Genomic DNA, 15,035 nt, shown 5'->3' with positions numbered 1-15,035 from the left:
GGGAGTAGCCCTTGTGAGCGGGCAAAAAAAAGGCGCGCAGTAACTACTGAGCGCCTTGTTTGATATTAAGGTTTTTGGCTTAGGTCGGCGCGTCGCCGCCGCGCCAAGCAGCCATAATATCGCCTTCTTTGTTTGGCATTGTAAAGCTTGTATAACCGGCGACCTGGCGGATGGTGTCCAGTACGTCGGTGTGGTTGATGGTCGGGTGCTGCTGACCATCGCCGATTTGCTTTTCAGTGCCGTAAGGGCGGAAGTCCAACGAGCGGCCGGTGACCAAACCGAGGTTGTTGTTTTTGCCGCTGGCTAAAAACATCGGGATGCGGTAGTGGTCGTGGTAGTTGCCGTGGCCCAAGTCGGAAACCGTGACAATGATGGTGTTATCGAACAGCGAGCCATTGCCTTCCGGGGTGTTCTTCAGCTTTTCAATAAATTTGGCAACCTGGCCCATCCACCAGATCTTACTGGTAGTGTGGGTTTCGGCGTTCTGGTGAGAAGCATCGTGATCGCCGAGGTTGGCCCCCGGTACTTTCACTGGAGATACAGATACACCGTAGCTGAAGGCCATTGTGCGGGTAATACCGCAGGACAAAGCGGCGATGGCGATGTCCTGTTGCAGGTCTGAGGCAAGATCAAGCACGTCGGTCTGCGACAGCAGTTCGTCGGTGTCGGCGCGATCAGATTCAGGCGAAGCGCTGATATCCGGGCCCATACAGGCCATGCCGCCACCGCCACCGCCGCCAGCTGAAGCAAACTTGGCTTCGAGCACGGACAGGGCGTCGCTGTGCTGCTGCATGCGCTCGCGCTCGATGCTGCCCATGGAGCTTTCGAGACGGTTTAAATCTTCGCGTGCAGCAGAGAGCATTTTGCTTTCAAGGCCGCCACCAGCTGGAGGCATGGTGCCCGGTGCTTGGGCAGAGCCAAACAGCAGCGGGTAAACCAAGCGCGGGTCACAGGCCGAGTCGAGCGACGTGGCGCCGTCAAAACTAATGCGTTTGTTGTCGTCGTTGCCCCACATGGTGCCGACACCCATCTGTACCGACGGGATACTGATACCAGTGCTTGCGCGGTTGGCCCAGTCTTCTTTACCCATCAACACTTCGATCGAAGACTCTCTGTCGTCGAAGGTCATGCGCCCGGTTAAGCACTTCGCTGCGCCACCTTCGTGGGTGTTGGCCGCGCCGGCATAACCGATGCCGTCGAGAAAGACCAGGTTTTCATAGACCGACTGCAGTGGCGCCGACATCGCCGGCAGCGCGCTGCTGCCTGCGGCCGGGAAAAACACATCGGGTACGGCACCGTTGGGGTGGAACAAAAAGATGGTGCGAACGGGTGCGTCGCCTTCGGCAGCCATGGCGTTGCGTGCCAACAGGCACGACAACGGGTGAGCGGCGGTAACAGAGCCTGCGGCAATGGCTTTTAATAATGATCTACGTTTCATCGACAGGCCTCCTATTGACGTTTGGTAAAGGATTGAGAAGCAACAATTTCAACCCACAGATCTTTCAGTGAGCCAGAGGTCCACTTCATAGCGATATTGTCTGTGGTACACGAGTCCGGTGAACCGACACCTTGAGACATGCGCTGGAAGGTTTCGACCAGGCAGTGTGAGGTGGCGTTCAGGCCTTCGTCGGCGAGAATGCCGTTGAGGTCTTGCAGGTTCATAAAGCTGTGAGTATCGGAATCGGTCATACGCTCGAGGCCGCTGATGTTGCCAGAGGCATCAATCGCCAGGTTGTTGCCTTCGGTGTTGCGGAACTTGCCGATGGCGTCGTAGTTTTCGAAAGCAAAGCCAATTTCGTCGATAAACTGGTGACACGAGGCACAGGCTTCGTTTGCCGTGTGCGCTGCAAAGCGCTCGCGCGTCGGTTTATTCGGGTCAAATGGCTCAACTTCACCGATTACTGCAGGTGGAATACCGAACTCCTGACACAGTAAGTTTCGGCGCACAACCAAGCCGCGCTTGATTGGGTGGGTGTCGTCAAACTTGGCGTTGCGGGCGAGCAGGGCGCCGAGTGAGAGCAGGCCACCGCGCTGGTTGTTGCTGGCGATCTTCTGCATGCTGTTGCCATTGGCGCCGCTCAGGCCGTAGAAGTTGGCCAGCGCCTGGTTTGCGTAAACAAAGTCGCTCTCGAAGAAGTCGCCCATGTTGTAGCCGTCGGCAAGCATGATTTCAGCGAGGAACATATCCACTTCGGCGTCCATCGCTTCGGCCACTTGATCGGTAAAGCCTGGGAAGTGGTTGGCGTCGCGGTCGAGGCCTTGCACTGTTTCAAGCTCGAGCCACTGGCGGCCAAAGTGCACAAACTGCTTCTTGGCTTTGTCGTCGGCAATCAGGCGCTCAACTTCACTGCGCAGCGCCGCGGTATTGCTCAAGCCGTTGTTCTTAGCTTTTTCGAGCAGCGCGGCATCCGGCATAGAGCCCCAGAAGGTGTAGCTGAGCAGGTTGGCAATTTCGTACTGAGTCAGGTTGCCGCCGTTGCCAAGTTCGGTGCGGTAGAGGAAGTTCGGCGATACCAGCATGGCCTGAGCTACGGTTTGAGCACCCTCAGTATCGTTGCTGCCTTCGTTAAACAGGTCGGTGTACTGGCTTTGCTCTTCGGAACTTAAGTCGCGACGGAAAGCGCTGCGGCCAAATTTCTCAACAAAACAGGCGCCAACGCCGTTCTGACTGCAGTTTTGAGTGTTTAACCAAGGGCTGAAGTTCGCGGCCCCGGCAATTTTCTCGGCGGCATTCCAGTACGCATCCATACGAATCGAGGTGATGCGGTTGGCGTCGGCGTTGGTGTCAAAACCTTTAACGGTGGTATCGGAGCCAACGCCTGAGGCCAGCGAGGCCGCATCGTTGCGCGAGAACAGGTCGTTGATGGTGTTGACGTATTCAAACTTGGTCAGCTGACGCAGGCGACGGGGCAGCACGTGCTCGGTATCACAGGAAATCTGCGGTCGCAGCGCCCAGATGTGTTGAGCAACGGCTTCGGCGCATTCGCCAACACACGAGCCCGGATCCTTAGGTGGCATGTCGTCGGCAATCTTCTTAACAAAGGTCTCGTAGCTGTAGTTTGCAAAGATAATAGGTTGCGATTCCTGCAGGCCGTCATTGCCGTGACACGCGGTACAGCCGTACTGAGTGTAGGCTTCGGCGCCATCAATTGGCTCGGGTGGCTCAGGATCTGGATCGACCGGGCCTGCGGGCTTGTCGTTGTTTAATGCAAACACCAGAACGCGAAGCTGTTCATCGCTCAGCGAGATGTTCTGCATTTGAGGTACGGCCTGAATACCGAACTCGATACGCGCTTTTGTCGCACCGCGCTTTTCAGAGTCTTCAAGGCCGCCGTGACAGAATGCACAGCTCGCTTTGTAAACCTCTTCACCAGCTAAGTAGTCGGCCAGCTCACCTGAGGGCGGCTGCGACGGCGTTGGTGACGGGGCCATGGACGGCTGCATAGATGGCACTGGCGACGGGGCCATTGATGGCTGCATCGACGGCAGTGGTGACGGCGCTATCGATGGAGCCTGAGACGGTGTCGGGCTCGGTGCGCTAGATGGGGCCGCAGATGGCGCAACTGAAGGCTGTGGTGAGGGCACAGAGCCGGAGCCCATCTTGCGCACCACAATGCCTGAAAGTTTTGCCGCGTCGGTGCTGGCCGAGAATGCGAGATCGAGTGTGCCGTCGCTGACCGGAACCTTGGTGATGACCTGGTCGTACGCACTTAGACTACCGGCTTGGGCGACAAGGTCGAGGCCCGAAATAACGCGCTGGCCTTCGATGTCGACGTTCATCACACGCTCGCCGGGGTTGTTCCAGTAAATCTCGGCAAACTGCAGGGTGACTTCGTAGGTGCCGCCACCGAGAGGCAGGGCGTAAGAGAAGTTTTCGCCCCAGCGCTCGCTCTGGTGAACAGCCTGTTGGTCGCTGTCTTCAATGCGCTTGTCGGTTGTTGAGGTCTGGCCACCGTTGTAGTAGCTGTCGGCGGCGTAGGCCATGCCGTCAAAGCTGGAAGCTTGGTTGGCGCCGGCATTAATGGCGTACACAAGGGTATAAGTAGGCGCCGTGCTCGGTGCCGGGCTTGGCTGGCCCGGGTTCATGCTCGGAGCGGGGCTCGGTTGGCCTGGATCCATACTTGGTGCAGGGCTCGGCAGACCCGGGTCCATGCTCGGCATGGGGCTGGGCAAACCTGGATTCATGCTTGGGCCAGGGCTTGGCTGGCCGGGGTTCATGCTCGGCGCAGGCGATGGAAAGCCCGGGTTTGAGCTGGGTTGTGCATCGGGACTGGGCGATGCGGTAGAGCCCGGCGGCGTGTCGGTGCCGACAGCTGCTCCGCCACAAGCCGTCAAGACGCTAGCGGTAAGCAGCGCTGCTGAAAGCTTGCTCAGATTGGAAAAAAAATACGGCTGGATTAGCCGGTGCTCGAACTTCATGTTCCCCCCTTGCCACGAAAGTAAGAATTGCGCACTAAGATTTGTCTGCCATGAACTGGCGTGCGGCAAGAATAATGTATTGATAGTGGTCGTTTTGGCACTAAGTCACACATTTACTTATGGGCGCGGGTTTTATAACTGTTTTCAGATAAACGGCCTGACAGGCCCGTGGCGCTTGGCTCTGGCCTTATCCTGCCCGCTCTGTTTTTCTGGCTTTGCTCACGTTAGTCCGGTTGAGCTCTTACAATACGAGCTGTTATCACCGCTGTTTTCGAGGGCGCTTTGAGTGGGTTGATAAAGCGCTAAGGCAGGGTTGTGCTCGGCTGGCTCGCATGCTTTGCGGCGCTGGGTTTGAAAGCTGCTGTTTGCAGTTGGCTTTAATCGCGGACAAAGCTGCGCTCTCGCGGATAATAGGTGATGCGCGCAAGACGATTGCCGTTTTTGCGATATTCCCAGCAGCGTCTCGGGTTCTGGCCGGCCGCGCAGCGATTGTTATTGCCGAGCATTACCCAGCCTGTTGCCGCGCTGTTGCGGTTAACCAGCGGCCCCGGTGCTTGTTCTAGAAATAGGAAAAATAGCCGCGAGTAGGCCGAGTTGCGGTTCTGGGTGCCAGCGGGGACGTGGTCAGAACTCTCCGTTGTGCGTATCTGGCCGTTGTTAAAACGAACCGGAATATTGTCGATGCTGACAACGGTGGCGCCGTTTTGGCCGAGGCCGGGGGCGCCTTGAATATAATACGAGGCCAGTACTTGCTGCTCGCCAGCCTTCATTGCCGCAACGATGGTGTCGATATGAGCGTTGTCAGCTTCGTCACTTAAGTCGATAAATTTGGGCACGATCGCTGCCGCAAGGATGCCGATAATTACGAGTGTTGCGCTGAGCTCGACCAGCGTAAAGGCGGCGCAGCGTTGCATAGTACTTGGTGTCTGAATCGCCATCGTTGGAATTATTAATATCGATTGCTGGAGCGACATCAAAACCATAGCAGAAAGCGCGTGTCGTCTAAACCGTTAGCTCGCGCCCGGTTTGCAAAAAGGCGCTGTTAAAGGGCTTGTTCGGGCCCGGGGCGGAGCTGAGATTCTTAGGCCGGTTTTAATTTAATATTCGCCAGCTGGCGGTCGCCGGGTTGTAAATTTTCATCGCGCGAAGGTAGTGGTTCAGCTCGCCGCTTTTTTCGAGTTTTGTTAAGCCTTTGTTTAAGGCTTTTTGTATCGTTTGCGCGTTTTTGTATTTGGCAGAAATAACAAAGCGGCGGCTTTCGCGCAGCACAATTTTTACGCCGTCTATCGGCCTTAAGACATTGCCGTCAATGTTGACGTGCAGGTCTTCATTGTTGGAAAAACTCATCGGGCTAAAATCGGCGCGCTGAGCCTTGAGCATATTCAAGCGCGCGTCGTAGCGAATGGTGCTTTGTGGGAATTGGGTGATGGCGCTTAAGGCCTCCCAGTCCAGCCGCCAGCTTTGCACGGTAAGGCCGCGAAGGTGATAGATATCCGCGCCGCTTTCGCTGTTTGTTAACGCCGGGTGTTGCTCGAGTACGTAAAGGCCTTTTTCAAAACTATTGCGCGGAATCACTGTGCGCGAATAAAACAGCACTTCGCGATTAATGTCTTTACTCCATATCGATTCGGCGGCCATCAGCGCCTGGCCCTGTTCGACGGATTTTAATGCCCGAGCGTAGTTTGGGCGCGCCTGTAATTCCGGTTCAACTTTTATGCCGCCAAGTGCCAACGCTTTACATATCAAGGCAATTTCGAGCGCGCCGCGGTGGTAGTTGTTATTGAGCTTTGGCTGAATTTCGTAACATTTTTTACCTTTGCTAAGGCGCTTATAGGCATCAACAACATGCTTGGCAGCCGCGAGCGGCAGTTGTTGTTGACGGTGGGAGGCAAGAAGCTCACAGCTGGCCACAAGCACACACACAAATGCGGCAAAAACAACGCAGCGTTTTAGCGTCTGTTTTGGGCTTAATGTCATTGAGTCGCCAGCCTTATTGTTGTTACTTGGGCTGGTGAGTAGAGGGTCTGTGTTGTGTTGAGCACCAAACTGCGCATCGAGGGCCATCCATTGAACCTGAGCTTGGAAAAAAGCGGTTTGCGCATCATGCCCGAAATCGGGGGCGAAGTACTATTGTGGCACTTGCCTGTGTGATGTGAGGCACAAATTTTTATTGACGCAGATCAAGTTTCTTGGCATGGTTTCAATAATTACTGAAAGTTCAGAAAGTTTTTTGTTTTGATTTCGCAGGTTTTTTTATGCAGCTGAGTTCTCACGCCCAGGCCTTTGTTACCCACTTTGGTGAAATGGGCAGTCGCTGGGGTTTTAACCGTACGGTTGGCCAGATGTTGGCTCTGATTGTGATTAGCCCCGAGCCGAGCAGTGCCGACGAGGTGTCACAAAAGCTGGGCATCAGCCGTGGTAACGTCAGCATGGGCATTAAAGAGCTGCAAAGCTGGCGTTTGATCAAAGTGCACAAGGTGGCCGGAGACCGAAAAGACTACTACCAGGCGGCCGGCTCAATTTGGGATATGGCGCGCATGGTATTTGAAGAGCGCAGTCGCCGCGAATTGGTGCCGACGCTGAGCCTGCTGCGCTCGCAATTGATCGAGCCGAGTCAGGATCTGAACGATGCTTTTGCCCACGAAAAAATGGCAGAAATCTACGAGCTTCTAGAGTTGGCAAATGACTGGAGTAACGCCGTTAGCGGCTTGAGTCAAAAGCAATTACAGAGCCTAATGACGCTGGGCTCAGGTTTGGGAAAATTAATTGAACTAAAAGATAAAGCACTTGGCAGCAGCAAAACTTAGAGGATGTATATGGACGCGCTCGACCTATCTCGAATTCAATTTGCTCTGAATATCAGTTTCCACATTTTATTCCCGAGCATTACTATCGCACTTTGCTGGATCTTATTTTATTTTAAGTTGCGCTTTAACTTAAGTGGCCAACAGGTATGGATGCGCGCCTACCGTTTCTGGGTGAAAATTTTTGCTCTGAGCTTTGCCCTTGGGGTTGTCAGTGGCATTACTATGTCGTTCCAGTTTGGCACCAACTGGCCCGGTTTTATGGAGACCGTTGGCAACATTGCCGGGCCTTTACTTGGCTACGAAGTGTTGACGGCGTTTTTTCTTGAGGCCACGTTTCTCGGTATTATGTTATTTGGCTTTAATCGTGTGCCCAATGCTGTGCACACGCTGGCGACACTGATTGTTGCCGTTGGCACAACCTTAAGTGCCTTCTGGATTTTAGCTTTAAACTCGTGGATGCAAACACCCGCTGGGCACGAAATTCGCGACGGTGTTGTGTATGCAAAAGATTGGATGGAAATTATTTTTAACCCGTCCTTTCCCTATCGTTTTACCCATATGCTGATAGCCTCGGGTTTAACGGCGTCATTTTTTGTTGCCGGTATTTCCGCCTACCGCCTGTTAAAAGGCGATAAAAAACATGCGCCCAGGCTGGCTTTAAAAACCGCAGTGATGGCGGCGGCCATTTTAACGCCGCTGCAGATCTACGTCGGCGATGCACACGGTCTGAATAGTTTTGAGCACCAGCCGGCAAAGATTGCCGCGGTTGAAGCGGTGTGGCATACGGAACAGGGCGCGCCGCTATTATTGTTTGCGCTGCCCAACGAAAAAGAAAAGCGCAATGACTACGCTGTGTCTGTGCCCAAAATGGCAAGCTTAATTTTAACGCACGACAGCAACGGCACGATTTTGGGCCTCAACGAGTTCGAGGGCCTGCACCCGCCGGTGATGGCGACGTTTTGGTCTTTTCGTATTATGGTTGGCGTCGGCCTGCTTATGCTTGCTTTAAGTTGGATTGGCGCTTTGCTTATTTTGCGCAAGCGACATTTCCCGCGCTGGTTATTAAAAGCGTATGTCGCAGCGACCTTCAGTGGCTGGCTTGCGACGCTTGCAGGTTGGTATGTCAGTGAGGTAGGGCGCCAACCCTGGCTGGTGACAGGGATTCTAAAAACCAAAGATGCAGTGACCACGGTGCCAAGTGCGCATATCGCTTTGTCATTAACCGCGTACGCACTGGTCTATGTGGTATTGCTTGCGGCGTATTTGCACACCTTGAGGTTGATGGCCAGGCGCGCGGTTGACGTTGAAGAGTACGAACAACAAGATATTTCACCACAGCCAGCATCGGGTTCGCGCTTGCAGGCACCCGGCTCAAAACACGCGTTGGCGCATGCGTCAAATAAAAACCAGACAAAGCTAATGAATACCGCTAAGACGGAGCTCAACTGATGGATGCTTATACGCTGCCTATAGTTTTTGTCGGCCTGATGGGGCTGGCTATTTTGGTCTACGCAATACTTGACGGTTACGATCTGGGGGTGGGGATTTTACTGCCGCTGGGGGATCAACACAGTGATGAACGCGATCGTATGATCGCTTCAATCGGGCCGTTTTGGGATGCCAATGAAACGTGGTTGGTGTTGGCGGTCGGTTTATTGTTAATTGCGTTTCCACTTGCTCACAGTGAAATTTTGCACCATTTTTATTTGCCCGTGGCGGTGATGTTGATTGCGCTAATTTTGCGCGGTGTTGCCTTTGACTTTCGCGCAAAGGCCGCTATTGCCCATCAAAGCCTGTGGGATCGCTGCTTTAAATTTGGATCTCTGCTTACGGCGCTAAGCCAGGGGTATATGCTCGGTTTGTATATTGTTGGCTTTAGCTACGATATTAAATCCCAGTTGTTTGCCGTGTTGAGTGCCACAGGGGTTTGCGCCGCCTACAGTTATATTGGCGCCGCGTGGCTGCTCTATAAAACACAAGGGCAACTGCAGCAGCAAGCCAGGCGCTGGGCCCGGTTAGCAGGGCGCTTTTGTTTGGCCGGTGTGCTGTTGGTGTCGCTGACCAACCCTTTGGTGAATCAAGATGTTTTTCAGCGCTGGTTTGATTTTCCCGAGGCGCTTTATATGTTGCCTGTGCCGCTGTTGTGTTTTGCGCTGTTTGCCTACAATGAAAAGCTGCTGCGTAACAAGACAGTTCTGGCCGACAGCCACTGTTGGCGACCTTTGCTGAGCTGCGCGTTGATTTTTTTACTGTGTTTTAGTGGCATTGCTTACAGCTTTTTTCCGTATATCGTGCCCGGAAAACTCGATATATGGCAGGCGGCAAGTGCCCCCGAATCACTGCGCTTTATTTTATATGGCGCGGTCGTCGTGGTGCCTTGCATCTTGCTTTACACCGTTTACGCCTACTGGGTATTTCGCGGAAAAGCCAGTGATTTAAAATATTATTAGCGCCCTTGGCACCGGCCCTGCGATACGACGTTGAGTCAGTGGGGCCGTGTACGTGCCCGCTTTAAGCTGATTCACCGCGCGGGCCTGAGCCGGTGCCACTTGCACCGCATCTGTATGAAATTTGCTCTTGCCTACCTACCTACCTACCTAAGCCAAGCCATACAAGCCAAGCCTAACTGCCCCAGGTAATTCCATCTGGCTTGTTGCATCAGGGTGGTTTTAGCCCAGCAGCAAGATTTGAGCAAAAACGCTGAGTCTAGTCCTTAGGCGCTGTGTGTTTTGTAGGCAAAATTGAAGTATTGCTTTGATTGAGCGAAAATTCGGCCTGTGTCGCCAGCTCTGGTTTGACGCTTGTTTGCTGCTGTTTGGCTGGGCCAGACTTGCATTGCTGCCGTATGCAAACGATTCAATTGAAAATAATGGCGATCAACGCCGCATTATATTGTAAAATCCCGGCGCTTTGAGCTGGCTTGAAATAATTTTATTGGAACAACTATGACTTCTCCCTCTGTAAGCATCATTATGGGTTCTCAATCCGATTGGCCAACCATGCAAGAGGCCACCCGGGTATTGACAGAGCTCGGTGTCGAGTTTGAGACAAAAGTGGTCTCTGCCCACCGCACGCCGGATCGTTTACACGAGTTTGCTTCAAGCGCGCACGAGCACGGTATTGAGGTGATTATTGCCGGTGCCGGCGGCTCAGCTCACCTCGCCGGTATGGCGGCGGCGATGACCCACCTGCCGGTGATTGCTGTACCTGTGCCGAGCAAGCACTTCAACGGTATGGACAGCTTGATGTCCATGGTGCAAATGCCTCGCGGTGTTGCCGTTGCCTGCCAGGCTGTCGGCAATGCCGGTGCTTACAATGCAGGCTTATTAGCCGCACAAATGCTGGCCTTAAAAGATGAAGCCTTAAGTCAGCGCCTGCAACAGTGGCGACAAAAACAAACGGCCTCGGTACCGACGGAGGTCGAATAATGCATGTAGCGATTGTTGGCTGCGGGCAGTTGGCTCGTATGCTCGCCCTGGCCGGTTGGCGTGTGGGCATGCGCTTTTCTTTTATCGCTGACCCGGGTGAGAACAGCGCCTGCGTTGACGGGCTCGGCAGTGTGGTTGAGCTGACGCCGGGGCTTCGCGGCGAAGCGCTTTACGACGCGCTTGGCAAGCCGGAAGTTGTCACGGTAGAGCGCGAGCATGTCGATACTGCGTTGCTTCGCAGCTTGCAGCCTTTTTGTCAGGTGCACCCAAACCCCGATGCCGTTGCTGTCAGTCAGCACCGCGGCCGCGAAAAAAACTACCTGAGCGATCTTGGCATCGAAACAGCGCCGTATCGCCTGGCCAACGATGCCGACGGCCTGCGTCAAGCGGTGGCCGAGCTCGGTTATCCGGTACTGTTAAAGTCGTGTGAAGAGGGTTATGACGGCCGCGGCCAGTGGCGTATTAAAAGCGCCGATCAGCTCGAGGCTTTTTTAGCTGAGACCGAGTTGAACTTTGATATTATCGTCGAGGCCTTTGTCAGCTTTAGCCGAGAGCTGTCGATTATCGCTGTGCGCTCGTCTTCGGGCATGTGTGCGTATTATCCACTTACCGAAAACCTGCACCGCGACGGTATTTTGTTGCGCTCTATTGCGCCGGCGCAGATGGATGACGATCGCCTGCAGCTGCAAGCTAAAAATGCTGCGCTTAAGCTAATGGAAAGTCTCGATTACGTTGGTGTGTTGGCGATCGAGTTTTTTGTTGTCGATGGGCGCTTATTGGTCAATGAGTTGGCGCCGCGTGTGCATAACAGTGGCCACTGGACCCAGGGCGCCGGTGTGTGCTCGCAGTTTGAGAACCATTTACTGGCCATTACCGGAGCCAAACCCGGCCACTGTAAACCCGCCTGTTATGCCGGCATGGTGAATTTACTCGGCAAAGACGTTGAGGTCAGTTGGTTGATGCAAGGTAATATGCAGGTGCACGCCTACAACAAAAGCCTCAGGCCAAATAGGAAAGTTGGCCATGTGAATCTGTGGCACGCCGATAGGCAAATCCTGCTTCAACAACTTGAAGCGCTCGATCTGAGCCTTTACGGCGAACAGTAGTCGATCAAATGCTCTTAAAAGCTCCTTTGCGTGTGACGCAAAGGAGCTTTTTTTTGCCGGTCTTTTGTAGACAGATCTGGCTTGTCTTTATTTACGTTTCGTTTCTTTTTTAGTGGCCCTGATTTTGGCTGCATGATTTTTGCGCCAGCTTTTTGTGTTTTGCAGCGCCTAGGCCGTGCTGTTGTCACAAGCTTGCCGTATATTGTCCTGCGCGATTGAAAATTATTTTTTTTGTTTGGCGGCGCCACTGTGGCGGCGATGGATTTTATCTTTACGCTAGGGCTAAGGCTTGAACGCTAAAGGCTGCAAGGACAGGTATATGGATCGTATATTGTTAGCGGGGGCGAGTGGTTATTTAGGCAGTCACATCGCCAGGGAATTACAAAAACGAGCGCTCTATTATCGTGTGGTATTGCGAAATTGCGCAAAAGTCGAACAGCTTCAGCTCAGGCCCAGTGATGTGATTGAGGCAGAGCTGACTGAAGCTCAAAGCATCGCCGGCTGCTGTGATGGCATAGACGTTGTCATTTCCTGTGTCGGCATCACCCGGCAAAAAGATGGCCTGAGCTATATGCAGGTTGACTATATGGCCAATCTCAACCTACTGCGCGAAGCCGAGCGCGCCGGGGTTAAAAAGTTTATTTATGTTTCTGCGCTGAACGGTGAAAAACTCAAGCAGCTAAAAATATTTCAGGCGAAAGAAGCCTTTGTTGAAGCTTTGCAAGGTTCCGATATACAGCACTGTGTGATTCGACCCAATGGTTTTTTCTCCGATATGGAAGAGTTTTTTGCGATGGCCAAGCGCGGTCGGGTCTATCTTTTTGGCGATGGTGAGTATAAAAGCAACCCAATTCACGGCGCAGATTTAGCCGAGCTTTGTGTTGATGCATTAAGCGGCACAGAAAAAAATATCAATATCGGCGGCCCGGGCATTATGAGCCAAAACGAGGTTGCGCGGCTTGCGTTTGAGGCGCTGGGAAAGCCGGTGCGCATTAGTCACCTTCCCGATTGGCTGCGCCGTTTAATTTTGTTTTTATCGCGCTCGTTGCTGAGTTCAAAAAACTATGGGCCGATCGAATTTTTTCTTACTGTGTTGGCGATGGACATGCTTGCGCCGTGTTATGGTAAACACAGCTTGGCGCAGCACTATCGCGATTTGGCCGCTCAAAACAGCTCTGAGACCGAAGAGAAGGCCGAGATTAAGCACTGATGAGAATTTGTTTGCCTCGGCTTTAGCTATCGCCGCTGCGCAGCGGCTGCTATTAAGCCTGGATGTATTGACCTCAAATGTTGTAGTGAAGAGAGATAGTTATGTTAGACCCTGCCAAAATTTACGATATGGATACGACCATGCTCATGAGCATGATTAATATGAAGTTGCGAGACGAATTTGGCAGCCTCGACTCGCTTGTTAGTTATTATGATCTTGACCAAGATAAACTGCTTGCTCACTTAAAAGCTGCCGGTTTTGATTATTTTTCCGGCGCCAACCAGTTCCGTTAATTGCCTTTATCGCCTCGAATCGCTGCTTATTTGGCGCAAGTTTTAGTGTTCTTGGCGCTCAATATTATTTGAGTGACTCGAGCTGTAAGTCTCCCGCGGGCAGGGCACCAAAATATCTGCGCCGCGCCGCTTCGAGTTCCGAAGTGGTTTTATTGATATCGCCGTGTTTCATAAATGCGTGCAAGATGTCCGGTACCTGTTCGGCAAACAGCGGGTTGCTATCGCGGTCGAGAAACTGAATTCTATCGGCAGCTTCGCTGACAAAAATTTCGCTCTGCCTGGCAAAACTACCAACGTGTTGCTGAGCTTTTAGGGCGGCCGGTACTTTGGATATCGAATAGTTAAAGCGCTGCTGAAAACTATCACTGCTGATATAGAGCAGCAGTGCGTTAAGGCCGGCACTCATCTTAGCGTAGTTCGGCACAATAAAGGCATCGACGGGCGTGAGCTCGTACCAGGGCAGGGCCGGGTTGATCTGCGGGAAGCGGGCGATGGCCAGGTCGTCACCGACGCTGCTCGGCAAGCGATCTTTGGGGCGAATACCAATCAGGTTCATCATGCTCAAACCGTGGTAGATACGGGGAAAGGCGCGTTCGTAACCGAGTTTCTCGTGGTTGCTGTTAAAGCAACCGGCGTCGATGGCTTGATACCACGTTGCCAGAGCGTCTTTTACTCGCTGGTCGCTGTAGGTAATTTTGCCTGCAAGTAAGTTGCGGTAGAAGTCGATGCCGTTTAAGCGCAAGTTGATGTAGTCAAACCAGGCGTGGGTAATCCAGTGCTGTTTGCTGCCGAGGGCAACCAGGTCGATGCCCCGTGTGCGCAGCACGCGACACTGCTGCAAAAATTCCGCCCAGGTTGCAGGTGGGCTTAACTGCTGTTTGGCAAATTGCGAGGGCCGATAATAAAAAGCCCAGTGGTAATACGCGATTGGCACCCCGTAATACTGGCCTTTGTAGCTCACGGCGTCGCGAGTAAAGGCGCTAAAATTTTGTGCGAGTTGATGCTGCTGATAAATGCTGTCGAGCTTTTTTAGCTGACCGAGCTTGGCCGGGTACTTGATGCGGCTGCCGCCGTACCAGAACATCAAGTCGGGGCCGCTTTGGCCTTCAAGCCAGTCGTTGATTTGCTGGTGATAGGCGTCGCCGGCGGAAAAAACAATATCGATCTCTACGCCGGGGTGCTGCTGACGAAATTCATACATCAGCTCGGAAAAGACCTGCCGTTCGGCGCCGTCGTAGACTTTCATGGCGATCTGCAAGCGCTCGGCGCGAGCGCTTTGGCTAAGTACACTAAAACAAATAAGAACTAGAGCGATAATGCTGCGCATCTGGACGTTGCTTTGCCTCGTTTGTTGTATGAGTAATAAAGGGCTCTGATATTAGCTTGTGCTGGGAAGCTGCTAGCGCTGCTGAAAAACAGCCCTGCGGCACTTATATGTTAGTCAATTTTTAATGCCAGAGGGAGGGGCAGGCAGGGCGCTGGCCTTGAAATCATTGGCGCCTCTTACCTTGTTTGCGCTTGTACCTACCGACACATCAATTTAAGGTGGTTTGCAGATGCAGGCCTTATTTCAGGCTTGTTTAATATATAAATAATGCGCAGGGAGAGCACATGCTGTATTTTTTGTTGAGCTTGGCGATTATTGCTGAAGTCGCAGCGACAATGCTGTTAAAACTATCAAATGGCTGGCAAAACTGGTGGGCCGGCTCCGCCTCGCTGGCGTTATTTGCTTTGGCCGGGGTGATCTTGGCTGTGGTATTAAAATCCCCCCC

General features: G+C 53.1%; 13 protein-coding genes. 8 read left to right on the top strand and 5 right to left on the bottom strand.

All coding sequences use genetic code 11. The annotated features are described in order from the left end of the window. Positions 1-79: 79 nt before the first annotated feature. From CFK45_RS12395 to CFK45_RS12375, 4 genes are all read right to left on the bottom strand, one after another. Positions 80-1,438, bottom strand: a complete 1,359-nt coding sequence (locus tag CFK45_RS12395; protein ID WP_096086764.1) for a DUF1552 domain-containing protein — start codon at positions 1,436-1,438, stop codon at positions 80-82. An 11-nt stretch (positions 1,439-1,449) separates the two neighbouring features. Continuing rightward, on the bottom strand, positions 1,450-4,419 hold the full coding sequence (locus CFK45_RS12390) for a DUF1592 domain-containing protein (RefSeq protein WP_096086763.1): 2,970 nt from the start codon (positions 4,417-4,419) through the stop codon (positions 1,450-1,452). A gap of 377 nt (positions 4,420-4,796) precedes the next feature. Beyond that, entirely contained in the window at positions 4,797-5,357 is a 561-nt protein-coding gene (locus CFK45_RS12380; RefSeq protein ID WP_158224689.1) for a type II secretion system protein, read from the bottom strand. A gap of 154 nt (positions 5,358-5,511) precedes the next feature. Then, complete coding sequence (locus CFK45_RS12375; RefSeq protein ID WP_096086760.1) at positions 5,512-6,483, bottom strand: hypothetical protein; 972 nt, start codon at positions 6,481-6,483, stop codon at positions 5,512-5,514. A gap of 191 nt (positions 6,484-6,674) precedes the next feature. Between CFK45_RS12375 and CFK45_RS12370 the strand changes: the two genes are divergently transcribed. The 7 genes from CFK45_RS12370 (at position 6,675) to CFK45_RS12340 (ending at position 13,263) form a co-directional block, all read left to right on the top strand. Further along, a complete protein-coding gene (locus CFK45_RS12370) occupies positions 6,675-7,226 on the top strand; it encodes a GbsR/MarR family transcriptional regulator (protein WP_096086759.1) in 552 nt (183 codons plus the stop codon). A gap of 9 nt (positions 7,227-7,235) precedes the next feature. After that, the gene (locus CFK45_RS12365) at positions 7,236-8,675 is read left to right on the top strand and encodes a cytochrome ubiquinol oxidase subunit I (protein ID WP_096086758.1); all 1,440 of its coding nucleotides are present in this window, start codon (positions 7,236-7,238) and stop codon (positions 8,673-8,675) included. Beyond that, positions 8,672-9,676, top strand: a complete 1,005-nt coding sequence (cydB, locus tag CFK45_RS12360) for a cytochrome d ubiquinol oxidase subunit II (protein ID WP_096086757.1) — start codon at positions 8,672-8,674, stop codon at positions 9,674-9,676. Before CFK45_RS12365 ends, cydB begins: the two co-directional genes overlap by 4 nt. Positions 9,677-10,171: 495 nt before the next feature. After that, a complete protein-coding gene (gene purE / locus CFK45_RS12355) occupies positions 10,172-10,654 on the top strand; it encodes a 5-(carboxyamino)imidazole ribonucleotide mutase (RefSeq protein ID WP_096086756.1) in 483 nt (160 codons plus the stop codon). Beyond that, positions 10,654-11,760 carry a 5-(carboxyamino)imidazole ribonucleotide synthase gene (locus CFK45_RS12350; RefSeq protein WP_096086755.1) on the top strand — a complete coding sequence of 369 codons (1,107 nt, stop codon included), beginning with the start codon at positions 10,654-10,656 and terminating at the stop codon, positions 11,758-11,760. Before purE ends, CFK45_RS12350 begins: the two co-directional genes overlap by 1 nt. A 319-nt stretch (positions 11,761-12,079) precedes the next feature. Next, positions 12,080-12,970, top strand: a complete 891-nt coding sequence (locus tag CFK45_RS12345) for an SDR family oxidoreductase (RefSeq protein ID WP_096086754.1) — start codon at positions 12,080-12,082, stop codon at positions 12,968-12,970. A gap of 101 nt (positions 12,971-13,071) precedes the next feature. Further along, complete coding sequence (locus tag CFK45_RS12340) at positions 13,072-13,263, top strand: DUF4250 domain-containing protein (RefSeq protein WP_204378471.1); 192 nt, start codon at positions 13,072-13,074, stop codon at positions 13,261-13,263. A 64-nt stretch (positions 13,264-13,327) separates the two neighbouring features. Here the strand turns inward: CFK45_RS12340 and CFK45_RS12335 are convergent, their stop codons facing one another. Further along, positions 13,328-14,590 carry an ABC transporter substrate-binding protein gene (locus CFK45_RS12335; RefSeq protein ID WP_096086753.1) on the bottom strand — a complete coding sequence of 421 codons (1,263 nt, stop codon included), beginning with the start codon at positions 14,588-14,590 and terminating at the stop codon, positions 13,328-13,330. 284 nt (positions 14,591-14,874) lie between these two features. On the opposite strand from CFK45_RS12335, the gene CFK45_RS18905 reads away from it, so the two are divergent. After that, positions 14,875-15,035 (top strand): SMR family transporter (locus tag CFK45_RS18905; protein ID WP_414630754.1); only part of this gene is annotated, 161 nt, incomplete at its 3' end.

Origin of the sequence: Agaribacterium haliotis (assembly GCF_002312815.1) — a bacterium.
Classification (GTDB): Bacteria; Pseudomonadota; Gammaproteobacteria; order Pseudomonadales; family Cellvibrionaceae; genus Agaribacterium; species Agaribacterium haliotis.
Note: the sequence above shows the minus strand (reverse complement) of the source record. Positions and strands in the feature narration are given on the sequence as shown.

What these genes read in the sequence shown, in the direction of transcription:
- CFK45_RS12395 (WP_096086764.1), bottom strand. Translation starts at nt 1,438, where the DNA reads ATGAAACGTAGATCATTATTAAAAGCCATTGCCGCAGGCTCTGTTACC.
- CFK45_RS12390 (WP_096086763.1), bottom strand. Translation starts at nt 4,419, where the DNA reads ATGAAGTTCGAGCACCGGCTAATCCAGCCGTATTTTTTTTCCAATCTG.
- CFK45_RS12380 (WP_158224689.1), bottom strand. Translation starts at nt 5,357, where the DNA reads ATGGCGATTCAGACACCAAGTACTATGCAACGCTGCGCCGCCTTTACG.
- CFK45_RS12375 (WP_096086760.1), bottom strand. Translation starts at nt 6,483, where the DNA reads ATGGCCCTCGATGCGCAGTTTGGTGCTCAACACAACACAGACCCTCTA.
- CFK45_RS12370 (WP_096086759.1), top strand. Translation starts at nt 6,675, where the DNA reads ATGCAGCTGAGTTCTCACGCCCAGGCCTTTGTTACCCACTTTGGTGAA.
- CFK45_RS12365 (WP_096086758.1), top strand. Translation starts at nt 7,236, where the DNA reads ATGGACGCGCTCGACCTATCTCGAATTCAATTTGCTCTGAATATCAGT.
- purE (WP_096086756.1), top strand. Translation starts at nt 10,172, where the DNA reads ATGACTTCTCCCTCTGTAAGCATCATTATGGGTTCTCAATCCGATTGG.
- CFK45_RS12350 (WP_096086755.1), top strand. Translation starts at nt 10,654, where the DNA reads ATGCATGTAGCGATTGTTGGCTGCGGGCAGTTGGCTCGTATGCTCGCC.
- CFK45_RS12345 (WP_096086754.1), top strand. Translation starts at nt 12,080, where the DNA reads ATGGATCGTATATTGTTAGCGGGGGCGAGTGGTTATTTAGGCAGTCAC.
- CFK45_RS12340 (WP_204378471.1), top strand. Translation starts at nt 13,072, where the DNA reads ATGTTAGACCCTGCCAAAATTTACGATATGGATACGACCATGCTCATG.
- CFK45_RS12335 (WP_096086753.1), bottom strand. Translation starts at nt 14,590, where the DNA reads ATGCGCAGCATTATCGCTCTAGTTCTTATTTGTTTTAGTGTACTTAGC.